Annotated in this window: 21 protein-coding genes and 1 pseudogene; 7 read left to right on the top strand and 15 right to left on the bottom strand. The window is 64.9% G+C overall.

The genetic code is table 11. The features are described from left to right. Nucleotides 1–67 precede the first annotated feature (67 nt). From IVA80_RS34585 to IVA80_RS34575, 3 genes are all read right to left on the bottom strand, one after another. Nucleotides 68–1,330: an MFS transporter gene (locus tag IVA80_RS34585; RefSeq protein WP_276008044.1), complete on the bottom strand. Its 1,263-nt coding sequence runs from the start codon at nucleotides 1,328–1,330 to the stop codon at nucleotides 68–70. A gap of 425 nt (nucleotides 1,331–1,755) precedes the next feature. Next, nucleotides 1,756–3,099: a phosphoglucosamine mutase gene (gene glmM / locus IVA80_RS34580; RefSeq protein WP_247439594.1), complete on the bottom strand. Its 1,344-nt coding sequence runs from the start codon at nucleotides 3,097–3,099 to the stop codon at nucleotides 1,756–1,758. A gap of 218 nt (nucleotides 3,100–3,317) precedes the next feature. Next, nucleotides 3,318–3,485 (bottom strand): hypothetical protein, encoded by a 168-nt coding sequence (locus IVA80_RS34575; RefSeq protein ID WP_247439593.1) that lies wholly within the window; start codon nucleotides 3,483–3,485, stop codon nucleotides 3,318–3,320. A gap of 115 nt (nucleotides 3,486–3,600) precedes the next feature. Between IVA80_RS34575 and IVA80_RS34570 the strand changes: the two genes are divergently transcribed. Continuing rightward, nucleotides 3,601–4,737 (top strand): alpha-hydroxy acid oxidase, encoded by a 1,137-nt coding sequence (locus IVA80_RS34570; RefSeq protein WP_247439592.1) that lies wholly within the window; start codon nucleotides 3,601–3,603, stop codon nucleotides 4,735–4,737. 129 nt (nucleotides 4,738–4,866) lie between these two features. Here the strand turns inward: IVA80_RS34570 and IVA80_RS34565 are convergent, their stop codons facing one another. From IVA80_RS34565 to IVA80_RS34535, 7 genes are all read right to left on the bottom strand, one after another. Then, the gene (locus IVA80_RS34565; RefSeq protein WP_247439591.1) at nucleotides 4,867–5,493 is read right to left on the bottom strand and encodes a hypothetical protein; all 627 of its coding nucleotides are present in this window, start codon (nucleotides 5,491–5,493) and stop codon (nucleotides 4,867–4,869) included. Between the two features lie 56 nt (nucleotides 5,494–5,549). Then, nucleotides 5,550–6,389, bottom strand: a complete 840-nt coding sequence (locus IVA80_RS34560) for a shikimate dehydrogenase (protein WP_247439590.1) — start codon at nucleotides 6,387–6,389, stop codon at nucleotides 5,550–5,552. A gap of 146 nt (nucleotides 6,390–6,535) precedes the next feature. Then, complete coding sequence (locus IVA80_RS34555) at nucleotides 6,536–8,278, bottom strand: SulP family inorganic anion transporter (protein WP_247439589.1); 1,743 nt, start codon at nucleotides 8,276–8,278, stop codon at nucleotides 6,536–6,538. A gap of 89 nt (nucleotides 8,279–8,367) precedes the next feature. After that, a complete protein-coding gene (locus tag IVA80_RS34550) occupies nucleotides 8,368–8,640 on the bottom strand; it encodes a helix-turn-helix transcriptional regulator (protein ID WP_247439588.1) in 273 nt (90 codons plus the stop codon). A 341-nt stretch (nucleotides 8,641–8,981) separates the two neighbouring features. After that, nucleotides 8,982–11,030 (bottom strand): elongation factor G, encoded by a 2,049-nt coding sequence (locus IVA80_RS34545; protein ID WP_247439587.1) that lies wholly within the window; start codon nucleotides 11,028–11,030, stop codon nucleotides 8,982–8,984. 153 nt (nucleotides 11,031–11,183) lie between these two features. Further along, nucleotides 11,184–11,666, bottom strand: coding sequence for a DUF992 domain-containing protein (locus tag IVA80_RS34540; RefSeq protein WP_247439586.1), 483 nt, complete (start codon nucleotides 11,664–11,666; stop codon nucleotides 11,184–11,186). Nucleotides 11,667–11,822: 156 nt separating this feature from the next. Next, nucleotides 11,823–13,025: a pyridoxal phosphate-dependent aminotransferase gene (locus tag IVA80_RS34535; RefSeq protein WP_247439585.1), complete on the bottom strand. Its 1,203-nt coding sequence runs from the start codon at nucleotides 13,023–13,025 to the stop codon at nucleotides 11,823–11,825. A gap of 523 nt (nucleotides 13,026–13,548) precedes the next feature. Between IVA80_RS34535 and IVA80_RS34530 the strand changes: the two genes are divergently transcribed. From IVA80_RS34530 to IVA80_RS34510, 5 genes are all read left to right on the top strand, one after another. Further along, entirely contained in the window at nucleotides 13,549–14,199 is a 651-nt protein-coding gene (locus tag IVA80_RS34530) for a glutathione S-transferase family protein (protein WP_247439584.1), read from the top strand. A 154-nt stretch (nucleotides 14,200–14,353) separates the two neighbouring features. Then, the gene (locus IVA80_RS34525; RefSeq protein WP_247439583.1) at nucleotides 14,354–14,530 is read left to right on the top strand and encodes a hypothetical protein; all 177 of its coding nucleotides are present in this window, start codon (nucleotides 14,354–14,356) and stop codon (nucleotides 14,528–14,530) included. A gap of 360 nt (nucleotides 14,531–14,890) precedes the next feature. Continuing rightward, nucleotides 14,891–15,703: a PAS-domain containing protein gene (locus IVA80_RS34520; protein ID WP_247439582.1), complete on the top strand. Its 813-nt coding sequence runs from the start codon at nucleotides 14,891–14,893 to the stop codon at nucleotides 15,701–15,703. Nucleotides 15,704–15,789: 86 nt separating this feature from the next. Further along, complete coding sequence (locus IVA80_RS34515) at nucleotides 15,790–16,245, top strand: GNAT family N-acetyltransferase (protein WP_247439581.1); 456 nt, start codon at nucleotides 15,790–15,792, stop codon at nucleotides 16,243–16,245. 248 nt (nucleotides 16,246–16,493) lie between these two features. Beyond that, complete coding sequence (locus tag IVA80_RS34510; protein WP_247439580.1) at nucleotides 16,494–17,435, top strand: aldo/keto reductase; 942 nt, start codon at nucleotides 16,494–16,496, stop codon at nucleotides 17,433–17,435. A 19-nt stretch (nucleotides 17,436–17,454) separates the two neighbouring features. Here IVA80_RS34510 and IVA80_RS34505 read toward each other — a convergent pair whose 3' ends face one another. From IVA80_RS34505 to IVA80_RS34495, 3 genes are all read right to left on the bottom strand, one after another. After that, nucleotides 17,455–17,778, bottom strand: a complete 324-nt coding sequence (locus IVA80_RS34505; RefSeq protein ID WP_247439579.1) for an antibiotic biosynthesis monooxygenase — start codon at nucleotides 17,776–17,778, stop codon at nucleotides 17,455–17,457. Between the two features lie 146 nt (nucleotides 17,779–17,924). Beyond that, nucleotides 17,925–19,142 (bottom strand): DUF1501 domain-containing protein, encoded by a 1,218-nt coding sequence (locus IVA80_RS34500; RefSeq protein WP_247439578.1) that lies wholly within the window; start codon nucleotides 19,140–19,142, stop codon nucleotides 17,925–17,927. 2 nt (nucleotides 19,143–19,144) lie between these two features. Then, complete coding sequence (locus IVA80_RS34495) at nucleotides 19,145–20,701, bottom strand: DUF1800 family protein (protein ID WP_247439577.1); 1,557 nt, start codon at nucleotides 20,699–20,701, stop codon at nucleotides 19,145–19,147. Nucleotides 20,702–20,815: 114 nt separating this feature from the next. On the opposite strand from IVA80_RS34495, the gene IVA80_RS34490 reads away from it, so the two are divergent. Further along, on the top strand, nucleotides 20,816–21,034 hold the full coding sequence (locus IVA80_RS34490) for a cysteine-rich CWC family protein (RefSeq protein WP_247439576.1): 219 nt from the start codon (nucleotides 20,816–20,818) through the stop codon (nucleotides 21,032–21,034). Nucleotides 21,035–21,168: 134 nt separating this feature from the next. Here the strand turns inward: IVA80_RS34490 and IVA80_RS34485 are convergent, their stop codons facing one another. Together IVA80_RS34485 and IVA80_RS34480 are read right to left on the bottom strand one after the other, a co-directional pair. After that, nucleotides 21,169–21,867 (bottom strand): glutathione S-transferase family protein, encoded by a 699-nt coding sequence (locus IVA80_RS34485; RefSeq protein ID WP_247439575.1) that lies wholly within the window; start codon nucleotides 21,865–21,867, stop codon nucleotides 21,169–21,171. Nucleotides 21,868–21,984: 117 nt separating this feature from the next. Further along, nucleotides 21,985–22,164: pseudogene (locus IVA80_RS34480) on the bottom strand (thiol:disulfide oxidoreductase); the annotation flags it as partial. Nucleotides 22,165–22,288: the final 124 nt, after the last annotated feature.

Genomic DNA, 22,288 nt, shown 5'->3' with positions numbered 1-22,288 from the left:
CAAGCTGGTTCCTGGCACCGCCTTTCCTAACGATGTGTGAAGCCGCGATGCCGCAAGAGAGGATGCGTTAACGCACGTGCCGCGGCAGCTTGGGCAGAAACACCGCGAGCAGCCCGATCGCCGGCAAATAGGCACAGACCTGGTAGACGAACTCGATCGATGTGTGATCGGCGAGCTTGCCGAGCACGGCGGCGCCGAGGCCCCCGATGCCGAAGGCGACGCCGAAGAACACGCCTGAGATCATGCCGAAGCGGTGCGGCACCAGCTCCTGCGCGAACACGATGATCGACGACGTCGTCGAGGAGATGATGAGACCGATGATGACGCTGAGCACCGCGCTGGCGTAGAGCCCGGCATAAGGCAGCGCCAGCGTGAACGGCAGCGCGCCCAGAATCGAGATCCAGATCACGATCTTGCGGCCGAAGCGATCGCCCAAGGGACCACCGAGAAACGCGCCGACAGCGTTCGCCGCGAGGAAGATGAAGAGATAGATCTGGGCGGCCTGGGTCGACACGCCGAAACGATCGATCAGATAGAAGATGTAGTAGCTCGACAGGCTCGAGACGTAGAGCTGCTTTGAGAACAGCAGCGCCACCAGCACGGCAAGCGCGACCGCGACGCGGCGCGAACTCGGCGCGTCGGGATGGGCCTGAGCCGCCACCGTCTTCTTCGCCTTGATCTGCGGCTCGTACCAGCGGCCGATGCGCCAGAGGATGAGAATCGCGAGGAAGGCGATCGAGGAGAACCAGGCGATACTGCCCTGCCCGAACGGCACCACGATGAGCGCGGCCAGCAATGGCCCCATCGAGGTGCCGAAGCTGCCGCCGAGCTGGAACACCGATTGCGCAAAACCGTAGCGGCCGCCCGAGGCAAGCCGCGCGATGCGCGCCGACTCCGGGTGAAACACCGCCGAGCCGAGGCCGACCAGCGCGGCGGCGACGAGGATGACGAGATATTGGTGTGCGGCGCTGAGCAGCAGCAGGCCGAAGAAGGTCGAGGCCATGCCGATCGCGAGCGAATAGGGCTGCGCCTTCTTGTCGGTGTAGTGCCCGACGACCGGCTGGAGCAGCGAGGCCGTGAACTGGAACGCCAGCGTGATCATGCCGATCTGCGCGAAGTCGAGTGCGTAGGTATCCTTCAGGATCGGATACACCGAGGCGATCAGCGACTGCATGGTATCGTTGAGGAAGTGCGAGACGCTGATGCCGGCAAGCACGACATAAGCCGGCCCCGCGGCTGTCTTCGCAGCTGTCTTGGCGGCGGGCGCCACGTCGCTGACGACGACCGGCTCGGTCAGCGTTTCCTCGGAGACGACGACAGGCTTATTCAATGCAGCATCCCGGCGCGGCAGATTGCCGCGACCTGCTGGTTACGATGCAAGCGGCGGCCGAACCACCGCCAATCGTCGATGGCTGGGATGCGCGTGTGCCCCTCTCCCCTTGTGGGCTAAGGCATGCACACATCTCAAAAATGGAATCTAATACAGGGACTTAGATGACCCCGGGTTTCGGAACCGCCCAAGGAGCGGTCGGTCAGTTATCATTGAAAAGACTCGCGCTTTCTATTGGTGCTGACCAACGACCGAAAGATGTGTGCATGCCTTAGCCTTGTGGGAGAGGGTGGATCGCCGCGCAGCGGCGAGACGGGTGAGGGGTATCTCTCCGCGAATCGCTCTAGCAGTTGTAGTCGGGGATAGAACCCCTCATCCGGCGCTTCGCGCCACCTTCTCCCACAAGGGGAGAAGGAATTTTCGCCTCAAGCCGCCGCCTGTCCGAGCGCGGAGACGATGGTGTCGACGACATCCTCGACCAGGATGCGGTCCTCGCCCTCGGCCATGACGCGGATCACCGGCTCGGTGCCGGAGGAGCGGATCAGGAGGCGGCCGTGGCCGTTGAGCCGCTGCTCGCCGTCGGAGATCGCCGATTTGACGTCGGTATCGTCGAGCGGCTTGCCGCCCTTGTGGCGGACGTTCTTGAGGATCTGCGGCAGCGGATCGAAGCGGTGGCAGACTTCCGACACCGGCCGACGCAGCTTCTGCACCACGGCCAGCACTTGCAGTGCGGCAACAAAACCGTCGCCGGTGGTGGCGTAGTCGGACAGGATGATGTGGCCGGACTGCTCGCCGCCGAGATTATAGCCGCCATTCAGCATCTGCTCGAGCACGTAGCGGTCGCCCACCGGCGTGCGCACGAGATCGAGACCCTGCGCTTTCAGGAAGCGCTCGAGCCCGAGATTGGACATCACGGTGGCGACGATGCCCGGCCGCGACAGCCGCCCGTCTTCCTTCCAGCTCTGCGCGATCACCGCGAGCAGCTGGTCGCCATCGACAAGATGGCCGCGCTCGTCGACCAGGATGACGCGGTCGGCGTCGCCGTCGAGCGCAATGCCGATGTCGGCGCGCATCTCGCGCACCTTCTTCGACAGCGCTTCCGGCGAGGTCGAGCCGCATTCCTTGTTGATGTTGAAACCGTCGGGCTCGACGCCGATCGGCACGACGTCGGCGCCCAACTCCCACAGCGCTTCCGGCACCACCTTGTAGGCGGCGCCGTTGGCGCAATCGACCACGACGCGCAGGCCGTCCAGCGACAGGTCGCGCGGCAGCGTGCGCTTGGCGAATTCGATGTAGCGGTCGTGCACGCCGTCGATGCGGCGGGCACGGCCCAAGCTCGCACTCTGTGCGAGACGCTTGTCCAGGGATTCGTCGAGCAGCTGCTCGATCTGCTTCTCGACGTCGTCGGAGAGCTTGAAGCCCTGTGGGCCGAACAGCTTGATGCCGTTGTCCTCGAACAGATTGTGCGAGGCCGAGATCATCACGCCGAGATCGGCGCGCATCGACTTGGTCAGCATCGCGACCGCCGGCGTCGGCATCGGGCCGACCAGCAGCACATCCATACCGACCGAGGTGAAGCCCGCGACCATCGCGTATTCGATCATGTAGCCGGACAGGCGCGTGTCCTTGCCGATCACGACCCGGTGGCGGTGGTCACCGCGCTGAAACGCAAGGCCTGCGGCCTGGCCGACCTTGAGCGCGAGCTCCGGCGTGATCAGTCCGTTGGCGCGGCCCCGAATCCCGTCCGTCCCGAAATATTTGCGGCTCATATCGTCCCCCACGCAACAACCAGGAATCCCCACAACAACTTCCGGGTGCCCCAACAGGCCCCGCATCCCTGATTTGCTGAGCTCTTATAGAGCCATCGCGGCTAATTTGGCTTCAAAAAATATGATGAATCATTACGGAACCGGGAACACGCTCCCCGGTAACTTGCTGTTAACGTTATATTTCCGGTTGGTTTGGCGGAACGGGACGGAACCCGCCTCTAGCCGGAGCGCTTCACATGGCCGTCGCCGAGGCTCGGCGGCGGCTGGGTGACGTTGACGGGATCGGAGCCCGGGAAGGTCTCTTCCAGGCCCTCCTCCAGCGCTTCATCGAGATCCTGCTTCTCCTTGATCTCTTCCGGCGTCGGCTCGCTGTGCCGTCTGGTCATGGCGCCCTCTCAAACGATTTGGCTGTGCATCCAACCATGCTAGATGACCTCTCGATCTTCCGATGCAAGACTTCTGATGCAAGACTTCCGATAGAAGACGGGCCGGGAAACGTTCATGAAGCACATCACCTGTATCGACGATCTTCGCACGCTGCATCAGCGCCGCGTGCCGAAGGCGTTCTTCGACTATTGCGACCGCGGCTCCTACGCCGAGGAGACGCTGCGCGCCAACCGCGAGGACATGCAGGCGATCAAGTTCCGCCAGCGCATCCTGGTCGACGTCTCCAGACGCGACAGCTCGACCACGATCCTCAGCGAGCCCTCGACCATGCCGCTGATGCTCGCCCCCGTCGGCCTGCTGGGCATGCAGCATGGCGATGGCGAGATCCATGCCTGCCGCGCCGCGCAGGCCGCCGGTATCCCCTTCACGCAGTCGACGATGTCGATCTGCTCGATCGAGGACATCGCGGCCAATGTCGAGAAGCCTTTCTGGTTCCAGCTCTACGTGATGAAGGACCGCGGCTTCATCAAGGAATTGATCCAGCGCGCGATGGCGGCGAAGTGCAGCGCGCTCGTGCTTACCGTCGATCTCCAGGTGATCGGCCAGCGCCACGCCGACATCAAGAACGGCATGACGGTGCCGCCGGAATGGTCGCTGTCGAAGCTCCTGGATTTCGCCAGCAAGCCCGCCTGGGTCTCCGGCGTGCTGCAAGGCAAGCGCCGCACCTTCGGCAATCTCGCCGGTCATCTGAAGGTCAGCGACGATATCACGTCGCTGTCGACCTGGATCAACTCGCAATTCGACACCTCGCTGAACTGGAACGACATCGACTGGATCCGCAGCATCTGGCCGGGCAAGCTGATCCTGAAGGGCATTCTCGACGTCGAGGACGCCGAGCTCGCCGCGAAAGCCGGCGCGCAGGCGATCGTGGTCTCCAACCATGGCGGCCGTCAGCTCGACGGCGCACCGTCTTCGATCGAGGTGCTGCCTGAGATCGCCGACGCGGTCGGTGAGAAGATGGAGATCATGTTCGACGGCGGCATCCGCTCCGGCCAGGACGTGATGCGCGCGCTCGCGCTCGGCGCAAAATCCTGCATGATCGGCCGCGCCTACGCCTATGGCCTGGGTGCCGGCGGCCAGGCCGGCGTCGCCAAGGCGATCGACATCATCCAGAAAGAGCTGCTCACGACCATGGGCCTGTGCGGTGTCAACAGGATCGACGAGATCGGCGATCATATCATCGCGGTGTGAACTGCCGTAGGGTGGGCAAAGCGAAGCGTGCCCACCGCTTCTTTCCCGATTGTTGAAACGTGGTGGGCACGGCGCAAGCGCGCCTTTGCCCACCCCACAAATTCAACTGCGCGCTAAATTTGCTCGCCCTCACATCGGCGGTGTCAGGCCGTCGCGGCCGACGCTGACCCGATCGGCTTCGAGCGAACCGTCGCCCAGCTGCTTGACGAAAGCGATGACCTTGGCGCCGGCCTTGAGGTCGGACTTCTCGCCGGGCACGTAAGTGACGACCGGCGTCGTGTCGGAGACGAATACCTTCTTCTCGCCGTCCTTGTACTTCACCAGCAGCGTGTGACCGTCATTGCCGACCACGCTCTCGGACACCGTGGCATTGGTCATGGTGGAATTTGGTTTCAGGTCATAGGGCCGCGAGCCCTCGCCGGTGCCGCGCATGCTTTCCGGAAACACATGCACCTCGACCGCGTTCTGGCCGCCGTCCGGTCCCGGCACGGTGGTCGCGCCGACGAAGGAGCCGACCTTGATGTCCGCAAGCGAAATCCTGGTGATGCCGGCCACGCGCAGGTCGGAGGCAATGTGAAGCTTGACATCCTCCCCGCTGCGCGATTTGACCTGCATGGTGTCGCCATCGACGCTCTCGATGGTGCCGCGCACGCGCGTCGGCACTGGCGCCTTTTGCGCGATCGCGCAGTAGGTTGAGAGGGCCACCATCGCGACGGCGAGGAGCGGGCGTGCGAAAGTTACAGGTTGTAGAGGCATGACGGTCTCCAGATTGTCCCACGGACATAGAACTCCGGAGATCGCGCGCTATTCTCTCAAGTCTTTGTGAGATCGGCCTCGACCAGCGCGCGCAGTTCCGCCGTGACCTCCGGCCGCTGGCCGAACCACAGCTCGAAGCCGCGCACCGCCTGATGCAAGAGCATGCCGAGGCCGTCGGCGGTCCTCAACCCACGCGCCTGCGCCGCCGCAAGCAGCGGCGTGACCAGGGGGACATAGACGAGATCGGCGACGACGGAAGCTTGCGGCAATCGCGCCACATCAACATCGAGTGAAGGCTGGCCGTCCATGCCGAGCGAGGTCGTATTCACGAGAAGTTTTGCCCGCGGCAGGACGTCGTTGATCGCGTCCCACGTAACGGGCTGCACGTTCGGCCCGAACTGTCCCGCCAGTGTCTCTGCCCGTGCAATCGTGCGGTTGGCCAGATGCACGCGACTGACACCGCGCTCGAGCAGGCCGAACACGACCGCACGCGAGGAGCCGCCGGCCCCGAGCACCAGCGCCTCTTCGGCGTCGTCCCAGCCGGGCGCGCTGGCGTCGAGATTATTGATAAAGCCCTCGACGTCGGTGTTGGTCGAACGCAGTTCGCCGTCGGCGAACCACAGCGTATTGGCGGCGCCGACCGCCTTTGCGTGCGCATCGGGCGTCGACAGCGCCAGCACGCCTTCCTTGTGCGGGATGGTGACGTTGGCACCGACGAAGCCACGCAGCGACAGCCGCAGCACGAAGTCGCGCAGATCGTCGGGCGGAACCGCCTCGATGACATAGCCTCCCTCGATCCCGAGCGTGCGGAGCCAATAATGATGGATCAACGGCGAGCGCGAATGCGCGGCCGGCCATCCGATCAAACAGGCTGCGGGAGATTTGGGCGCGGTCATCTTTGCCTCGGGGCGTATCGGAGGCGATCCATTTCGCGTCCCGTCGGCTCTGTCAAGCGCGCGGGCGCCGCATCGCCGCAGCCACGACCGCAGCAAACCAGATCGCTGCGACAGTGCCGGTCAAATCACGCGGCTGGAGAGCGACGCTAGGTCGTGCCCGCGTCATTGATGGCGCCGCCCTTGATGTCGGCGACCGCCCGCGCGATGGTCTCGCGATAGCGGGCGCGCGGCGGAGTGACGCCATGGGTGAGCAGCGCGCGGCGGACGGCGGCCGATGCCCCGGTGATGAACAGCCTGATGCCCTGGCGGTGGGCTTTTGCGGCGACGCGGCCGAGCACGTTGGCCGCGGTCGAATCCAGGAACGGCACCGCGGCGAAATCGACCACAAGACCCTTGCGCTGGCCGGCGATGCCGTCGAGCACGCCTCCGATTGCGGACGCGGCGCCGAAGAAGAACGCGCCGGTGATGCGATAGACCAGTACGTCGCGATCGACTGCGAGAGCGGGATCGTAGGGAACGCGCGCGCCATTGCCGTCATCGGGACGATCGGCGGCCACCAGGAGGGAGCGCTCCTCGATGCCCGTCATCTCCGCCATGCGGTGGATGAACAGCACCGCGCCGAGCGCGAAGCCGACCAGGATGCCTTCGGTCAGGTCGCGGAAGATGGTGAGCAGGAAGGTCGCGAGCAGCACGACGGCATCGCCCCAGGACGAGCGCAGCAGCGTCGCGAACTCGTGCTTCTCCGCCATCGTCCAGGCAACGACCACGAGCACGGCGGCGAGCGCAGCCAGCGGGATGTAGCTGGCGAGCGGCGCCGCGATCAGCATGAACAGCAGCAGAAAAACGGAATGCAGCATGCCGGCGAGCGGCCCGCGCCCGCCGGCGCGGATGTTGGTGGCGGTGCGCGCGATCAGGCCGGTGACGCAGATGCCGCCGAACAGCGCCGAGCCGATATTGGCCGCTCCTTGCGCCACCAACTCGCAATTGGAGCGGTGACGGCGTCCGGTCATGCCGTCGGCCACCACCGCCGACAGCAGCGATTCGATCGCGGCCAGCAGCGCGAACGAGATCGCATCCGGCAGCACAGCCGTCGCCTTCGCAAGCGAGAACGCAGGCAAGGCCGGCGAGGGCAATTCGCGCGGAATGCCGCCGAAGCGCGAACCGATGGTCTCGACCGGCAGCGACAGCACGGCAGTGGCGACCGCAGCAAACACGACCGCGATCAGGATGCCGGGCCAGGACGGCCGCCAGCGCCGCAGGCCGGCGATGATGGCAATGCTGACGATCGCGACCGCGACGGCGGACGGATTGACGGTGTGCAGGCCCCCGGCCAGCGCGACGAGTTTCGCGACGAACTCGCTGGGCTCCTTTGCCGCCAGTGTGATCCCGCCGAGATCGCGGAGCTGGCTTGCGAAGATGATGACAGCGATGCCGGCGGTGAAGCCGACCGTCACCGGATACGGAATGAACTTGATGTAGGTGCCGATCCGCAGGAAGCCCGCGGCGATCAGGAACAGGCCCGCCATCAGCGTGGCGAGGATCACGCCGTCAATCCCGTGACGGTCGGCGGTCGCCGCAACCAGCACAATGAAGGCGCCGGCCGGGCCGCCGATCTGGAACCGGCTGCCGCCGAGCAGTGACACAATGAAGCCGCCGACGACGGCGGTGTAGAGGCCGCGGTCGGGCGTCACGCCCGAGGCGATCGCGATCGCCATCGACAGCGGCAGCGCGACGATCGCAACAGTGAGGCCCGCGAACACATCGGCGCGGAAATCCGCAAGCCCATAGCCCTCGCGCCAGACGGTCACGAGCTTCGGCAGATAAAGTTCGGCAAAGGTCGGCCGACGAAGCTGGTGCAGCTTGCCTGCGTGTTCGCCTGTGATGCTCATGCCCCACAACGCTCCGATGCATCGTGCGGCCGTTCTTCGGCGCGACGGTGCGTTAGTTAAGCCTGCTCCCGAGCATGATCATTGCGGGATCACGCTCCCACCCGACGCGGTGGCCCCGGCTCCTTCAGCCGAACCCCACGTCCGCCGCCTTCGCTGCGCGCCTGTTCGCCGATCAGTTCGACGCCGGCCCGATCAAAGGCTTCGACCACCTTCATCAAGGTCTCGACCACGCCGCGAACGTTGCCGGTGCTCGCCTCCATCCGCTGAATGGTCGGCAGCGAAACGCCTGCGAGTTCCGCCAAGGTCCTCTGGTCAATGCCGAGCAGCGCCCGGGCTGCCCGCATCTGGAACGACGTGATCACCTTGGCCTCACGTATCAGAACTTATGAATGATATTTCAGACATATACAATGATGTAGAATGCATCATTCGAAGGCAAACGCAAGCGTTGCGTGACGACGTGTCTTGATCTCTCCCCGTGCTTCAACGGAGGGGTCGGATAGCATCGCGATGCGAGGCATCGTCCAGTGCCATCCGGGTGAGGGGCAAGGCACGCTATTGCTATGAGCGAATCCACATCCGACTCGTAAGCATGTCGAACGTATTCGACTCACAAATCAGTCCGCATTCATGGAGATAGCCCCTCACCCCACCCTCTCCCCGTAAGAACGGGGAGAGAAGAGGCTGGTGCCAGCCTTACGGATCAGGCCGCGTGCTGATGCGCGGCAATGATCTGGTCAGCAGCGCGGCCGGTCACCTCGGCCATGTGGTCGAACTGACGGGTGAAGCTGCCGGCTCCTGCCGTGGCCGAGCGCAGCTCGACGATCAGCTCGCCGATCTCCGCTTCCGGCATCATGGCGCGGACGCAGTCCCAGCCGCTCCAGCCGTCACGTGTGTCGAAGCCGAGGATCTGGCCGCGCCGCGCCGACAGGATCGCGTTGATCTTGGCGGTGGCATCGGTCGGGCAGACGATCTCGACCACGTGGATCGGCTCCAGCAAAACGGACTGGCATTGCGGCAGGCCTTCGTTGAGTCCGACCCGCGCCGCCGTGCGGAAGGCGAGGTCGGAGGAGTCGACACTGTGATAGGAGCCGTCGGTCAGCGTCACCTGCACATCGGTGACGGGAAAACCGAGCGGACCGCGCGTCAATCCGTCGACGACGCCCTCCTCCACCGCGCCGATATAGTTGCGCGGCACCGCGCCGCCCACGACCTTTTCGGCGAACTTGAATCCCTCGCCGCGCGACAGCGGCCTGATGTCGAGCACGACATCGCCGAACTGGCCGTGGCCACCGGACTGCTTCTTGTGTCGGCCGCGCTGAACGATCGGCTTGCGGATGGTCTCCTGGTAGCCGATCGCGGGTGGATGCGAGGTGATCTTGATACCGAAGCGGTCGCGCAGCCGCTCGCTCGCCACGCGCAGATGCATCTCGCCCTGGCCCCACAGCACGGTATCGTGGGTCTGGGCGTTCATCACGATGCCGAGCGAAGCATCCTCCTCGTGCAGCCGGGCAAGCGCCTGGCCGAGCTTGACGTCGTCCTTGCGATCGGTGGCGGCAACCGAGATCGCGAGCACCGGCGGCGTCGGATCGAGAGCGGGCAGCGCAGCCGGGGGGGTCTTGCCGCTCGAGACCGTGTCGCCGGTCCTGATCGGGTCGAGCTTGGCTAGCGCGACCGTGTCGCCGGTTTCGGCCGCGGCACGCTTGGTATCATAGGCTCCGTTGACGGCGAGAATGCCGGAGATGCGGCCGCTCCCACCGGAGGCGGATTGCAGCGTGGCCCCGTCGTCGAGATGGCCGGCGAGCAATCGCGTCAGCGACAGCTTTCCGCCGTGCTGCGAATGCAACGTCTTGAAGACGTAGCCGAGCGCGTCCTTGCTGGCAGGCACGCCGAGACGCTTTGCAGTTTCCTCGATGCCCGGCGCCTCGTGGCGCAGAGCCTTCATCAGGCGCAGCACGCCGTTTTCGCGCGCGGCGGCACCCAGCAGCACGGGGCAGATCTGCCCCTCGCGCAATTCGCGCGCGAGATCGTCGAACACGGCATCGCGCGGCGGCTGGATGTCCTCGAGCAGTTGCTCCATCAGCGCATCGTCGTGATCGGCGAGCTTCTCCAGCATCGAGAAGCGGGCCTCCTTCTCGCGATCGAGATCGCCGCCTTCGAGCGCGATCACCTCGGAGGCCTTGTGCTCGCGGTAGACGAAGGCGCGCTCCAGCGCGAGATCGACAAAGCCTTCGATCAGCTCGTCGTTCCAGATCGGGATCTGGCGCAGCACCAGCGGCACGCGCGAGGCGGGCTGAAGCGTTGCGAGCGTGTCGCGGATGCGCTTGTTGGCACGGTCGATCTTGTTGAGGAACAGGAAACGCGGGATCTTCAGCTCCTCCAGCTCGCGCAGGATGATTTGAAGCTGCGGCAGCTTCTTCTCGTCGGCCTCGCAGACCACGATTGCGGCGTCGACCGCAGGCAGCGCAGCGCGCATGTCGTGGGCGAACTCGACGGAGCCGGGACAATCGAGAAACGTGTAGCTGTCGCCCATGAAACTCGTGGTGGCGGCAGTCAGCGCGACGGTCATCTTGTGCTGACGGGCCTCGGGCGTGGCGTCGCCGACGGAGGTTCCGGCGTCGACGCTGCCGGCGCGCGGGATTGCGCCCGTTCGCGCCAGAATTGCTTCGAGAAGTGTGGTTTTACCGCTTTGGAAAGGGCCCACCAATGCGATGCACCGTGGACCTCGGGGACTTCTGACGTCTTGTCCCATTCGCCGCCTCCTTGATGTGGAGCTCGGCCCATGATTGGGTCGGCAAGCGCCGATGCTCTGCCCGTCCCCGAGATTTGGCAAGCATCAAACGTCGCTGCGGTGCGTCGTTGCCGGAATCGCGTCGGAGCGACGCGATCCGCACACGCGAACTTGTTAACGGCCCGGACGGAGTTCCAGGCTCTCCAGACCCGCAGCGACGTTGAGGCCGATCTGGCCCTGCACGCTGAGCGGCTGGAGCGCGATCGAATTGTTAGAGCCGCCGACCAGTACGTTGCCGCCTAAACCGACGCCGATCGAGGCGCTGCCCTGCGCGCCCGCATAATTGCCCGAGAGGTCGCCGGGGCCGAGACGGTCGACAGGCGCGAACACGCCCCACGCCAGAGCCGTCTCCTGGGTGATGCCGATGTCGAGACCGACTTTGCGGATGGTCGCGACATAGCGGTCATCCGGCAAGCCGTCGGCGCGCAATACGCAGCCGAGATGGGTCACCGATCCCACGATGAAGCCGACGCTGGCGCCGCCGCGGCATTCGAGCACGCCGACCCGCGCCATCCGCTGCTGCTGCGCACTGCTGTTCGCGACCGAGGCAACAAGGCTGGCGGCGGCAAGCCCGGCGAGGAGGAGTGAGCGACGCATGAAATATCCCCGGCGAAGAATGTGATGCAGCATGGAGGCGCGGCACACGCGCGCGATGGTCTATGCCACAACAGTTCCGGTGGCGCCAGATCGCGCAGGCCTGAAAAAAGGGGCCGCATTGCGCGAGCCCCTTGATGTCACATCATTTCTGCGAGCTCAGCGGAGATTGCCGCAGAAGCGCTGGATGCGCTTGCAGGCGTCTTCGAGGTCCGAGGTCTTGGTCGCATAGGAGATGCGGAACGCAGGTCCGAGGCCGAAGGCCGAACCCTGCACCACGGCAACGCCTTCGGTCTCCAACAACTCGGTGACGAACGTCTCGTCATTGTCGATCACTTTGCCCGACGGCGCGGTCTTGCCGATGGTGCCGGCGCAGGACGGATAGACGTAGAAGGCGCCCTCGGGACGCGGGCATTCGATACCCTTGGCCTGGTTGAGCATGGAGACCACGAGGTCGCGGCGCTCCTTGAATACCTTGTTGTTGGCGGGGATGAAGTCCTGCGGACCGTTCAGCGCTTCCACCGCGGCCCACTGCGCAATCGACGACGGGTTCGAGGTCGACTGCGACTGGATCGTCGACATCGCCTTGATGAGCTGCGCCGGGCCACCGGCATAGCCGATGCGCCAGCCGGTCATGCAATAGGCTTTCGACACGCCGTTCACGGTGAGCGTGCGGTCGTAGAGTTTCGGCTCGACCTGCGCGACCGTGGTGAACTGGAAGTCGTCATAGACGAGGTGCTCGTACATGTCGTCGGTCATCACCCAGACATGCGGATGCTTGACCAGCACATCGGTGAGCGCCTTCAGCTCGGCCTTGGTGTAAGCAGCGCCGGTCGGATTCGACGGCGAGCACAGGATCACCCATTTGGTCTTCGGCGTGATCGCGCGCTCGAGCGCCTCGGCCTGGAGCTTGAAGCCGGTCGCGGCGGTGCAGACCACCGGCACCGGCTCGCCGCCGGCGAGCGCCACCATCTCGGGATAGCTGACCCAGTACGGCGCGGGGATGATCACCTCGTCGCCCGGATTGATGGTCGCCATCAGCGCGTTATAGAGCACCTGCTTGCCGCCGGTGCCGACAATGATCTGGTTCGGCTTGTAGACCACGCCGTTCTCGCGCTGAAACTTGCCGATGATGGCTTCCTTCAACTCGGGAATACCGTCGACGGCCGTGTATTTGGTTTTGCCGGCTTCGATGGCATGGATCGCCGCCAGCTTGATGTTGGCGGGCGTGTCGAAGTCGGGCTCGCCGGCGCCGAGGCCGATGACGTTGCGGCCCGCCGCTTTCAGCGCACGTGCTTTATCCGTGACCGCGATGGTCGCGGACGGCTTCACACGGTCGAGCGCAGCGGCAAGGAAGGACATCGTCATCTCCTGACAAGCGTCGTGAACCCTTTGGCCTCACGACTCCGATTGTGGGAATAAGCCACCCTAAAACGTGCGCCGCTGCGCCGCAAGAAACTTCGGCCCGATCTCAAAAAAGTTTACGGAGCAGGAGCGTCGCAAGGCGCGCTTTCCCGCAATTTTCCGTAACTTTGCCGCCGGAATCCCTCATATCCGGCAAGGTCTGTCCTCGGAGCAATTTTGCCCGTCGGCCCCACAGGACTCGTCATGCCCTTGCTTGTCCCGGTTAGCGTCCCAAGGCCCAACATCTACGCGGCCGCCATTGCGCACGATCGCGCGGCGCGATGCGTCCGCGTGCTGACGCAAGCGTGAACTGAGTTGTGCGGTCGCACGAAAATGATCTTCCGCGGCATTGCAGTGCGGTAGGGTTTTTGAGTTTTTCTATAGCGCGGCCCTTGCGGCGGATTCGCATCGGCATCATTGTTTAGCCGCGGTGCGGGGCAACGGGCGCCGCGCCTTCCCGTCCTCGGAACAAACTCCCAGAATGTACAAGCTCTATTCGATGCAACGCTCCGGCAACAGCTACAAAGTCCGCCTTGCGCTGGCGCTGCTGAACGAGCCTTACGAAGCGGTCGAGGTGGACATTCTGCGCGGCGAGAGCCGCACGCCGGACTTTCTGACCAAGAACCCGTCGGGCCAGGTGCCGTTGCTCGAGGTCGGCGACGACCGCTATCTCGCCGAGTCCAACGCCATCCTCTGGTACGTCGCTGTCGGCACGCCGCTCGCGCCGGAGAACCGCATCGATCGCGCCGAAGCGCTGCAATGGATGTTCTTCGAGCAGCACGCGCTCGAGCCGAACATTGGCGCCGCCTATTTCTGGCTGTCGCTGGTCAAGGGCGGCCGCGATCTTCAGACCCACTCCCTGGAAGACTGGATGGAGCGCGGCTATGGCGCGCTCCAGGTGATGGAGAACCACCTCAAGACCAACGCCTATTTCGCCGCCCGCCAGCTCACGGTCGCCGACATCGCGCTGTACGGCTACACCCACCTCGCCGACCGCTGCGACTTCGATCTCTCGACCTTCCCGGCGATCCGGGACTGGCTGAGGCGCGTGGAAGCTGCACCCGGTTTCGTGGCGATGGATTGGCGGCCGGCCGACATCGAGGAGCCCGCCAGCATCGCCGCGAGCGCCTGACGGAGCGTCCGCTCTGGCGAATAGCGGGCATAAGGGCAGCCTGTGCCGCAATCTCGCCATCTTCGCTGCGAAAGCCGCCGCAATATTGCCGGTTGAAACCGTGAAATTGTTCGATGTCGTGAGTGATTCGCTCGCGCGTTGAAGGATTTAGACCATGATTCGGGCGTCCGGCACGGCAGGCTTTCAAGGCCAATCCGCTACCGTTTCGTCTTCCCGGCTGACCAACGCGGTCGCGGCCTCGCTCGCCGTCGCCGCGCTCTCGCTGTGCCTGATCGTCACCCTGACGGTGCTGTCGACCAAGGCGACCATGGCGATGGGCCTGCCGGTCTGATTCCCGTTTCATCCTGGACCCGCCTTCAAGGCGCCGCGTGACCCGCGCCGATCGGCATCGCGACAGGACATCGATGAAATCACCTGTGGTAGTCGTTGCAATCACCCTGACTGCGGCCATCCTGGTCGCAGCATCGCTGTTGATTTTCAGCGGCGTGCGCAAGAGCTCGGGGACCTCGACTCTGAACGCACCAACGCTGCAACAGCGCCTCAGGCACGCGCATTTGGCTTAAAATCGTCCAAAATCTTTGCGCGCCGTCACAACCTCCCCTTAAGCGTCCCGCACTAATTCGCACCGCACCAGCGCAACGATGAGTCAGTGTTGCGGCCTTACCTCGTTCAGGAAGGGACGAGACAGCCCATGCCGTTCGGATGGCGTGCGATCTCTGGTCCGGTGCTGACGGCAGCGATTGCGCTGCTGGCGATCCTGCTCGGTAATTATGTCTCTGTTCCCTCGCCTGCGCCGCTGCTCGTCTGCATCGTGGCGTTGGCCGGCGCACTGTCAGGCTTCGCTTCCGCCAATACCAGTGCGGCGATCGGGGTGATCGGGGCAGCGCTGTTCTTCCTCAACCACCGCGGCGGGCCATTCTATGCGACGGCAGATCTGGTCCGGCTCGGGCTGCTCGCGATGACGGCCGCCGGCACCGCCGCCATCACCGGCCTGATGCGCGAGCGGCTGCTCGGCTCATTTGCCGACGAGCGCCGGAGCCACGCCACCGCCGCGCGGTTATCGGCCGCGCTCGACCAGGTCGATATCGGCATCGTGTTGCTCGACGCCGAGACGCGTGCCGAATTCATCAACCGCGCATTTCGCGACTATTTTGCGCTGCCGGACGAAGTGGCCGACGGCAAGCCGCCCTTCATCGCGCTGATGTATCACGGCCGCGACACCGGCGCGTTCGAGCTGCCCGAGGATGAGCTCGGCACCTTCATCGCGCAGCGGATGGAGATGGTGCGGATCGGCGATGCCACGCCGATCAACATCGCCTTGCGCAACGGCGAGGTGCTGCGCTTCGTCTGCGCCGCGCTGCCCGACGGCGGACGCATGCTGAGCTACACGCCCGTGACCGACCTCGTGCGCCACACCGACGCACCGGCGCGTGCCGACTACTACCTCTCGCTGCGCGATCCCGCGAACCGCAGGCTGATCCGGTCCTTGCGCGTCGCGCAGTGATGCGACAGCGCGATTGATCGGCAGTGCGATCATCACTATGAAGGATCCTTCATCGCCTTGCGTACTCCGAGATCGCGGAAATTCACATGTCGCTCACCATTCGCTCCGTCACGAAGCAGGACTACGATCAATGGCTGCCGTTGTGGGATGGCTATAACGCCTTCTACGGGCGCTCCGGCCCGACCGCGCTCGCCCCCGAGATCACGCGGATGACGTGGCAGCGCTTCTTCGATGCCTATGAACCGGTGCATGCGCTGGTCGCCGAGAGCGACGGTCGCCTGCTCGGGCTTACGCACTATCTCTTCCACCGCAGCACCACGGCGATCGAGCCGTCCTGCTATTTGCAGGACCTGTTCACGACTGAGGCCGCACGCGGCAAGGGCGTCGGCTCGGCGCTGATCCACGGCGTGTATGAGCGCGCGAAACTGGCGGGATCGCCGCGGGTCTACTGGCAGACGCACGAGACCAACGTCACGGCGCAGCGCCTGTACGACAAGGTCGCCGAGCGCTCCGGCTTCATCGTCTATCGCAGGATCTTCTGATCCTCGCGACCGCGGGGACCTGTGGATAACTTTGCCTGTCACCCGCGCGTAACATAGCGGGACTATTCTGCACCTGCGTCTGATCAGGCCCCCCGTCACCGATCAAGCGCCCCAAAGCGGTCCCCGTCAGTCGCCGCGTCTGACAGGGGCCGCATTTTTTTGCCTGCATGGCTGCAACGCGGCGAGCGGCTTGCCGGTAGAGCGCACGGCGGTCACAATGCACCGCTGCTCATCCGACAGGATCTCCCATGGAAATTCGCAATCTCGGCGCCTCCAGCCTCCGCGTTTCTGCGGTCGGACTCGGCTGCAACAATTTCGGCCAGCGTACGGATCTGGAGACCTCGCGCAAGGTGATCCATCGCGCGCTCGACCTCGGCATCACGCTGTTCGACACCGCCGACATCTATTCGAACATGGGCGGCTCGGAAAATGTGCTCGGCGCCGTGCTCGGCGAACGCCGCAAGCACATCGTGCTGGCGACGAAATACTCCAAGCCGATGGCGGAGGACGGAACCAAGCAGGGCGCCTCGCGCCGCTACATCATGGACGCCGTGGAAGCGAGCCTGAAGCGGCTGAAGACCGATTACATCGATCTCTACCAGCAGCACGATTATGACCCACTGACGCCGATCGAGGAGAGCTTGCGCGCGCTCGACGATCTCGTCCGGCAGGGCAAGGTCCGCTACATCGGCAATTCGAACTTTCCGGCCTGGCGGGTCACTGAGGCGGAGTACGTCGCACGCGCGATCAATGTCAGCCGCTTTATCTCCTGCCAGGACGAATATTCCCTCGTCGTGCGCGACATCGAAAAGGATTTGTTGCCGGCAGCAACGGAATACAAGCTCGGCCTGTTGCCGTTCTTCCCGCTCGCCAGCGGACTTTTGACCGGCAAATACAAGAAGGGCGAGGCCGCCCCCGGCGACACCCGCTTCGGCCAAACTCCGCGGCTACGCGACCGCTACGTCACGCCGCGCAACGAGGCAATCGTCGAGAAGCTGCAAGCCTTCGCAAAGGCGCGCGGGCACAGCATGCTCGAGCTCGCCTTCTCCTGGCTCGCCGCGCGCCCGCAGGTATCGAGCGTGATCGCCGGCGCTACCCGCGTCGAGCAGATCGAGGAGAACGTCAAGGCGATCGCGTGGAAGCTCAGCGCGGAAGAGATGGCGGAGATCGACAAGATCACAAATGGCTGACGCTGAAGGGGCGGGCGCGTTACTTCGCGCCGCGGCCGACGGTCTGCATCACCTCAAAACCTTCGAACTGGGGATGGCCCAGATAAAGCGGCTTGTTGTCGCCCGCCCGCTGATGCGCCGCGCGAAACGCGTCCGACTTGGTCCACGCCTCGAACGCCGCATGATTCGCCCAGATCGTGTGCGAGGCATAGAGCGTGTGATCCTCGAGCTCGGGCCCCCGCAGCAGATGGAACTCGACGAAGCCAGGCACCTTGTCCAGATGGGTATCGCGCGAGAGCCAGACCTGCTCGAAGGCGGCTTCAGAGCCTTTGGCGACGCGAAAGCGGTTCATGGCGATGTACATGCGGGTGGTCTCCTGATGTTCCGAGGATTATCTCGTCATTCCGGGATGCGCCGCAAGGCGCAGGCCCGGAATCCATAACCCCGATCGGGAGTATGGATTCCGGGCTCGCGCCAAGAGGCGCGCCCGAGAATGACGGCCGTTTTTGGCTAACCAACCAGCCCCTTCATCGGCCGTGCTCCCGCGCTGTCCGGGAACACCGTCTCCGCCAGCACGCGATCGGACAGGCCGAACTGGCCTTGCAGCACTCCCTTGATCACCGAGCGCAGACCGGTGGTGGGCTTGAGGTCGCGGGCCTCGTGGAGGTTGGCGAGCTTGAGACCGGGCCAGTCGGAGATGACGCGGCCGCCTTTCACCGCGCCGCCGGCAAGCAGTGCGATGGTGGCCGTGCCGTGATCGGTGCCGTCGGTGCCGTTGATGCGCGCGGTGCGGCCGAACTCGGTGGCGACGACGATTGCGGTGTCGCGCCAGCGCTCGCCGAGGCCGCTTTCGAATTCGGCGAGCGCGCCATCGAGGCCTCCGAGCAGGAACGCGAGGCGACCGACCGGGCCGCCTTCATTGGCATGGGTGTCCCATCCGTCGAAAGCGAGCGCGGCGATGCGCGGGCCGTCATCGGCCGCCATCAGTTTTGCGGCGCCGCGCGCGACTTGGCGCATCTGCGCGACCGCATTGCCTCCCTTCCGCTTCATGTCCTCGCCGCTCGCAGCCTTCTCGAGTTGCAGGCCTTGCGACAGCACTGATGCCAGCACGGGATCGCGGTGACGATAGAGATCGACCAGCCGCATCGCGGTGTCGTCGTCGGCCTGCGGCAGCGCGACCGGCGCCCAGCCGACGGTCGGAGCATTGCCGCGCAGCACCAGCGGCGTGGTGGGACCGACCGCAAGACCGCTCGACACGCGCTCGCCGCGCGGCAGCGCTTCGAGCGCGCGGTTAAGCCAGCCGGACTGCACGCGCCCGGGCCCGGCATAGCCGCTTTCGAGCACGTCCTGGCCGTCGAAATGCGAACGGTCGCGGTAGGGCGTCGCCACGGCATGGATGACCGCGGCATGCCGATCGCGATACATGCGCGCGAATTCCGGCATCGCCGGATGCAGCGCAAAGAAAGAGTCGAGCATGATCGCGGGATGCGCACCATCCGCGGTGAGCGCGATCGATCCGTGCAGGCCGGCATAGTCGGGGTCGCCGACCGGCGCTACGGTCGAGAGCCCGTCGAGCGCGCCGCGCAGAATCACCACGATCAATTGCGGATCGCGCCCGTCCGCCGCACGCGCGAATTTCGGCAAATAGGCCCAGGCCGCGAACGACGCGCCGCCGAGCAGCAGGCCGCGCCGCGAAGTGAGGAGCCGGTTCTCGACGCAGTCGATCATCATCATCTCCTCTGTATTTCCGGCGACATCAACAGCAGCGCCAGCGCCTGCTGGCGCGACTCCGCGCGCTCGATGGTCCGCCGCGTCTCGATCGAGGCCGCATCCGCTGCGGCGAATTCCAAGAGGTCGAGCGGGTCGATATTGTTGCCGAGCCGCGCCCCCATCTGCGCTGCGACGTCGAGCCGGAGCTTGATGCCTTCCGGCGCGGCCCAGGCCGCGTTGGTGTCCGGAAAGCCGTTGGGGCCGGCCGGCGTCCACAAGGGCTGGCCGAGCAGATTGAGACTGTTGAGATAGGCGCCGGGATCCTCCGGCACGCGCGCGAGCAGCCGGCCGCTTGCGACCAGGAACTCATACGGCGAGCGCATCTTGGTCAGCGGCGCTCGCCAGGCGTCGTCGGAGTCGACAAGCGCGGTCGCAAGTGCCTTGAGGTCGCCGTCGGTCTTGACGAAGACGTCGCGCAAGCGCGCAACGAGCGCCGGCGGCGGATCGTCGGCAACGAAGTGGCGGACGAATTTGGTCGCGATGAAATTCGCCGTCGAGGGATGGCGCGCGATGTCCGCGAGCGCGGCCTCGCCCTGCGCAAGTCCGGTCGGCTCATAGGTCTTGCCGAGCAGCATTTGCGGTCCGGGCTGGTGTGCATTGGTGTTGAACACGAACGAGCCGGGCACCCCGAGCTGGCCCTGCCGGCCGGCAAAGGTCCACCCCGTGATGATGCGCGCGAGCGAAGTGACGTCCTCCTGCGTATAGCCGCCGCCGACGCCGAGCGTATGCAGCTCCATGATCTCGCGCGCGAGGTTTTCGTTCAGCCCGCGCTTGCGGTTTTGGCCCGCGCGCGAGTCCGGTCCGCGCGATTGCTGATTGTCGAGAAAGAACAGCATCGCCGGGTGCTGCTCGACCGCCTTCAGCATGTCGGCGAAGCGCCCGAGCACATGCGGCCTGATCGCCTCGCGCTCGAACGCGCCGGCCCAGATCCGCGCCAGCTCGCCCTTGCTCGCGGAGATGCAGAAATGGTTGGACCAGAACACGACGAGCCGCTCGGTGAAGCCGCACTCGACCAGTGTCGCGCGCTGCAACCGCGCCAGCGCTTCGGCGCGAAAGGTCTTCTGGATGACGTTGAGCGGCTGCGGCGCGGGTTTTGCGGCAGGGGACGCGGCGATGTTTGGCTGCATGCTCTCGGGTTTCGCCGCGTTGTCAGCGGGCTTGGCCTCCGCCATCTGGCCGGCGATCTCGGTTGCGACCGCATTCAGCGAGAGATTGCGGCGCAGCCCCGGCTTCTGATCGGCCGGCGCCTGCTGCGGCGCCTCAGCGGGCGCAGCGGCCTTCGCAGCCTCGCGCGCCTGCTTGACCTGATCCTGATAGGCGAATACGGCCTGCCCGAGCTGCGACGTGGATTGCAGCCCCGGCGCCTCCAGCAGCACGCCATTGGGGCGGGCGAGTTCCGCCTTGACGAAGCCGCGCAGGTCTGACGCTGCATTGATGAAATCGCCGGACGCCCCGCCGCGGGCCCCGAAGCCGAACCGGTTGAGCGCGACGAGGGCGGCTTGCGAATCGCGGGCCATCGATGTGTCCTTCGCGCGTTGCCAACCGCTTTCCGAGTCCGTGCGCGAGGCATAATATACCGCAGCGGGAGATGAACCCGGCATGAAAATGACAGCACAGCTTTTGCGCAAATCATGACAAATCCGCAAGAAATTCCCGTGCAGGAACCGCGCCGCCTCGCCTGCTCCCGCTGCGGCGCCGAGTTCGGTTGCGACCTATCGGGATCGTGCTGGTGCGCGGAGGAGACCGCGCGGCTGCCGATGCCGGTCAAGGGCGAGGATTGTCTGTGCCGGGCGTGCCTGCGCAAGGCGGCGGCCGAAGCCGCGCACAGTGCGGATGAAGCGCAGGCGTAATCCGGGATACGGCAGTATCGTAGGGTGGGCAAAGCGAAGCGTGCCCACCATTTTCATTGCATGTGTAGGGAGATGGTGGGCACGGCGCGTTGCGCCTTTGCCCACCCTACGAAGCTCCAACCAGGCTACGAAGCTTAGACGGGATGCCCCGGCGATTTCCGCGACATGCCGTCGAACGCATCCAGCAGCTTTTCGCGCCAGGCATAAACCGGGTCAATCGCTTCCAGCAGCTTGAACGGGCTGACCACGCGCGCCCATTGGAAGCCGCCGAACACGACGTAGTCGGCATAGTTCGGCGCGCTGCCGCCAATGAAGGGTTGCTTCTTCAGAGTCTGCCGCATTATCTCGAGCGACTTGCGGAACGCGATCACGCCGGCGTCGCGGCTCGCCATGATCTCTTCCAACGTCTTGCCGCCGAAACGCGCCTCGCGCGACTTGCGGAAATATTCAGCGTCGACCTCGGCGAGATTTTTGGGGATGTCCGCGATGATCAGCGGAAAGATACCGCCGACGATGGCAATGTCGCCCCACGCGTTGAGCATGCGCGCCATGGCGCGGCCGCCCTCGCCGCCGAACAGCGACGGGCGATCCGGAAAATTGTCTTCGAGATAATTCGCGATCGCCCAGGAATCGACGACGGGCTTGTCGTGATGCAGCAGCACCGGGACCTTCTCCGAGCCGTGCGGCGCGATGGCCCCTTTCTCGGTGAAGCGCCAGGGCAGCGATTCCGCCGTCAGCCCCTTGTGCGCCAGCGCCATCCGCGTGCGCCAGCAATACGGGCTGAACGGGCGCGCGGCGTCGGTGCCGACGAGTTCGTAGAGTTTGAGTGACATGGCAAGGCCTCTCCACATGCTCCGTCATTGCGAGCGCAGCGAGGCAATCCAGTCTGCCGCCGCAGCAACATTCTGGAGTGCTTCGCTCACGCTCGCAATGATGATGTGGGGACAGTTCTACCGCACCACCGACGCCGTCTGCCCGAACAGGATCTTGCGCTCCTCGTCGGTGCGGATCGCGGGCTTGCCGAAATTCGGGTTGACCTCTTTCGCCAGCGCATAGGCGCGCTCCGTAGCGGGGCGGACGCGGATGCCCTCTAACCAGCGTTTCAGATGCGGGAAGTCGTCGATGTTCTGAACATCGCGCCATTCACTGCGCCTGTCAATCGACCGGCATCACGCCGCGGTGATATGACAATTTCCCGGAGCAATGTTGCTTCGCTCGTTGTGCCTCTCGCATATCGGACCTAAGCTCCCGCCA

It is taken from the genome of Bradyrhizobium sp. 139, assembly GCF_023074175.1.
In the GTDB taxonomy this organism is placed as follows: domain Bacteria; phylum Pseudomonadota; class Alphaproteobacteria; order Rhizobiales; family Xanthobacteraceae; genus Bradyrhizobium.
The sequence above is the reverse complement of the archived record's forward strand: the minus strand, read 5'-3'. Positions and strand labels throughout refer to the sequence as shown.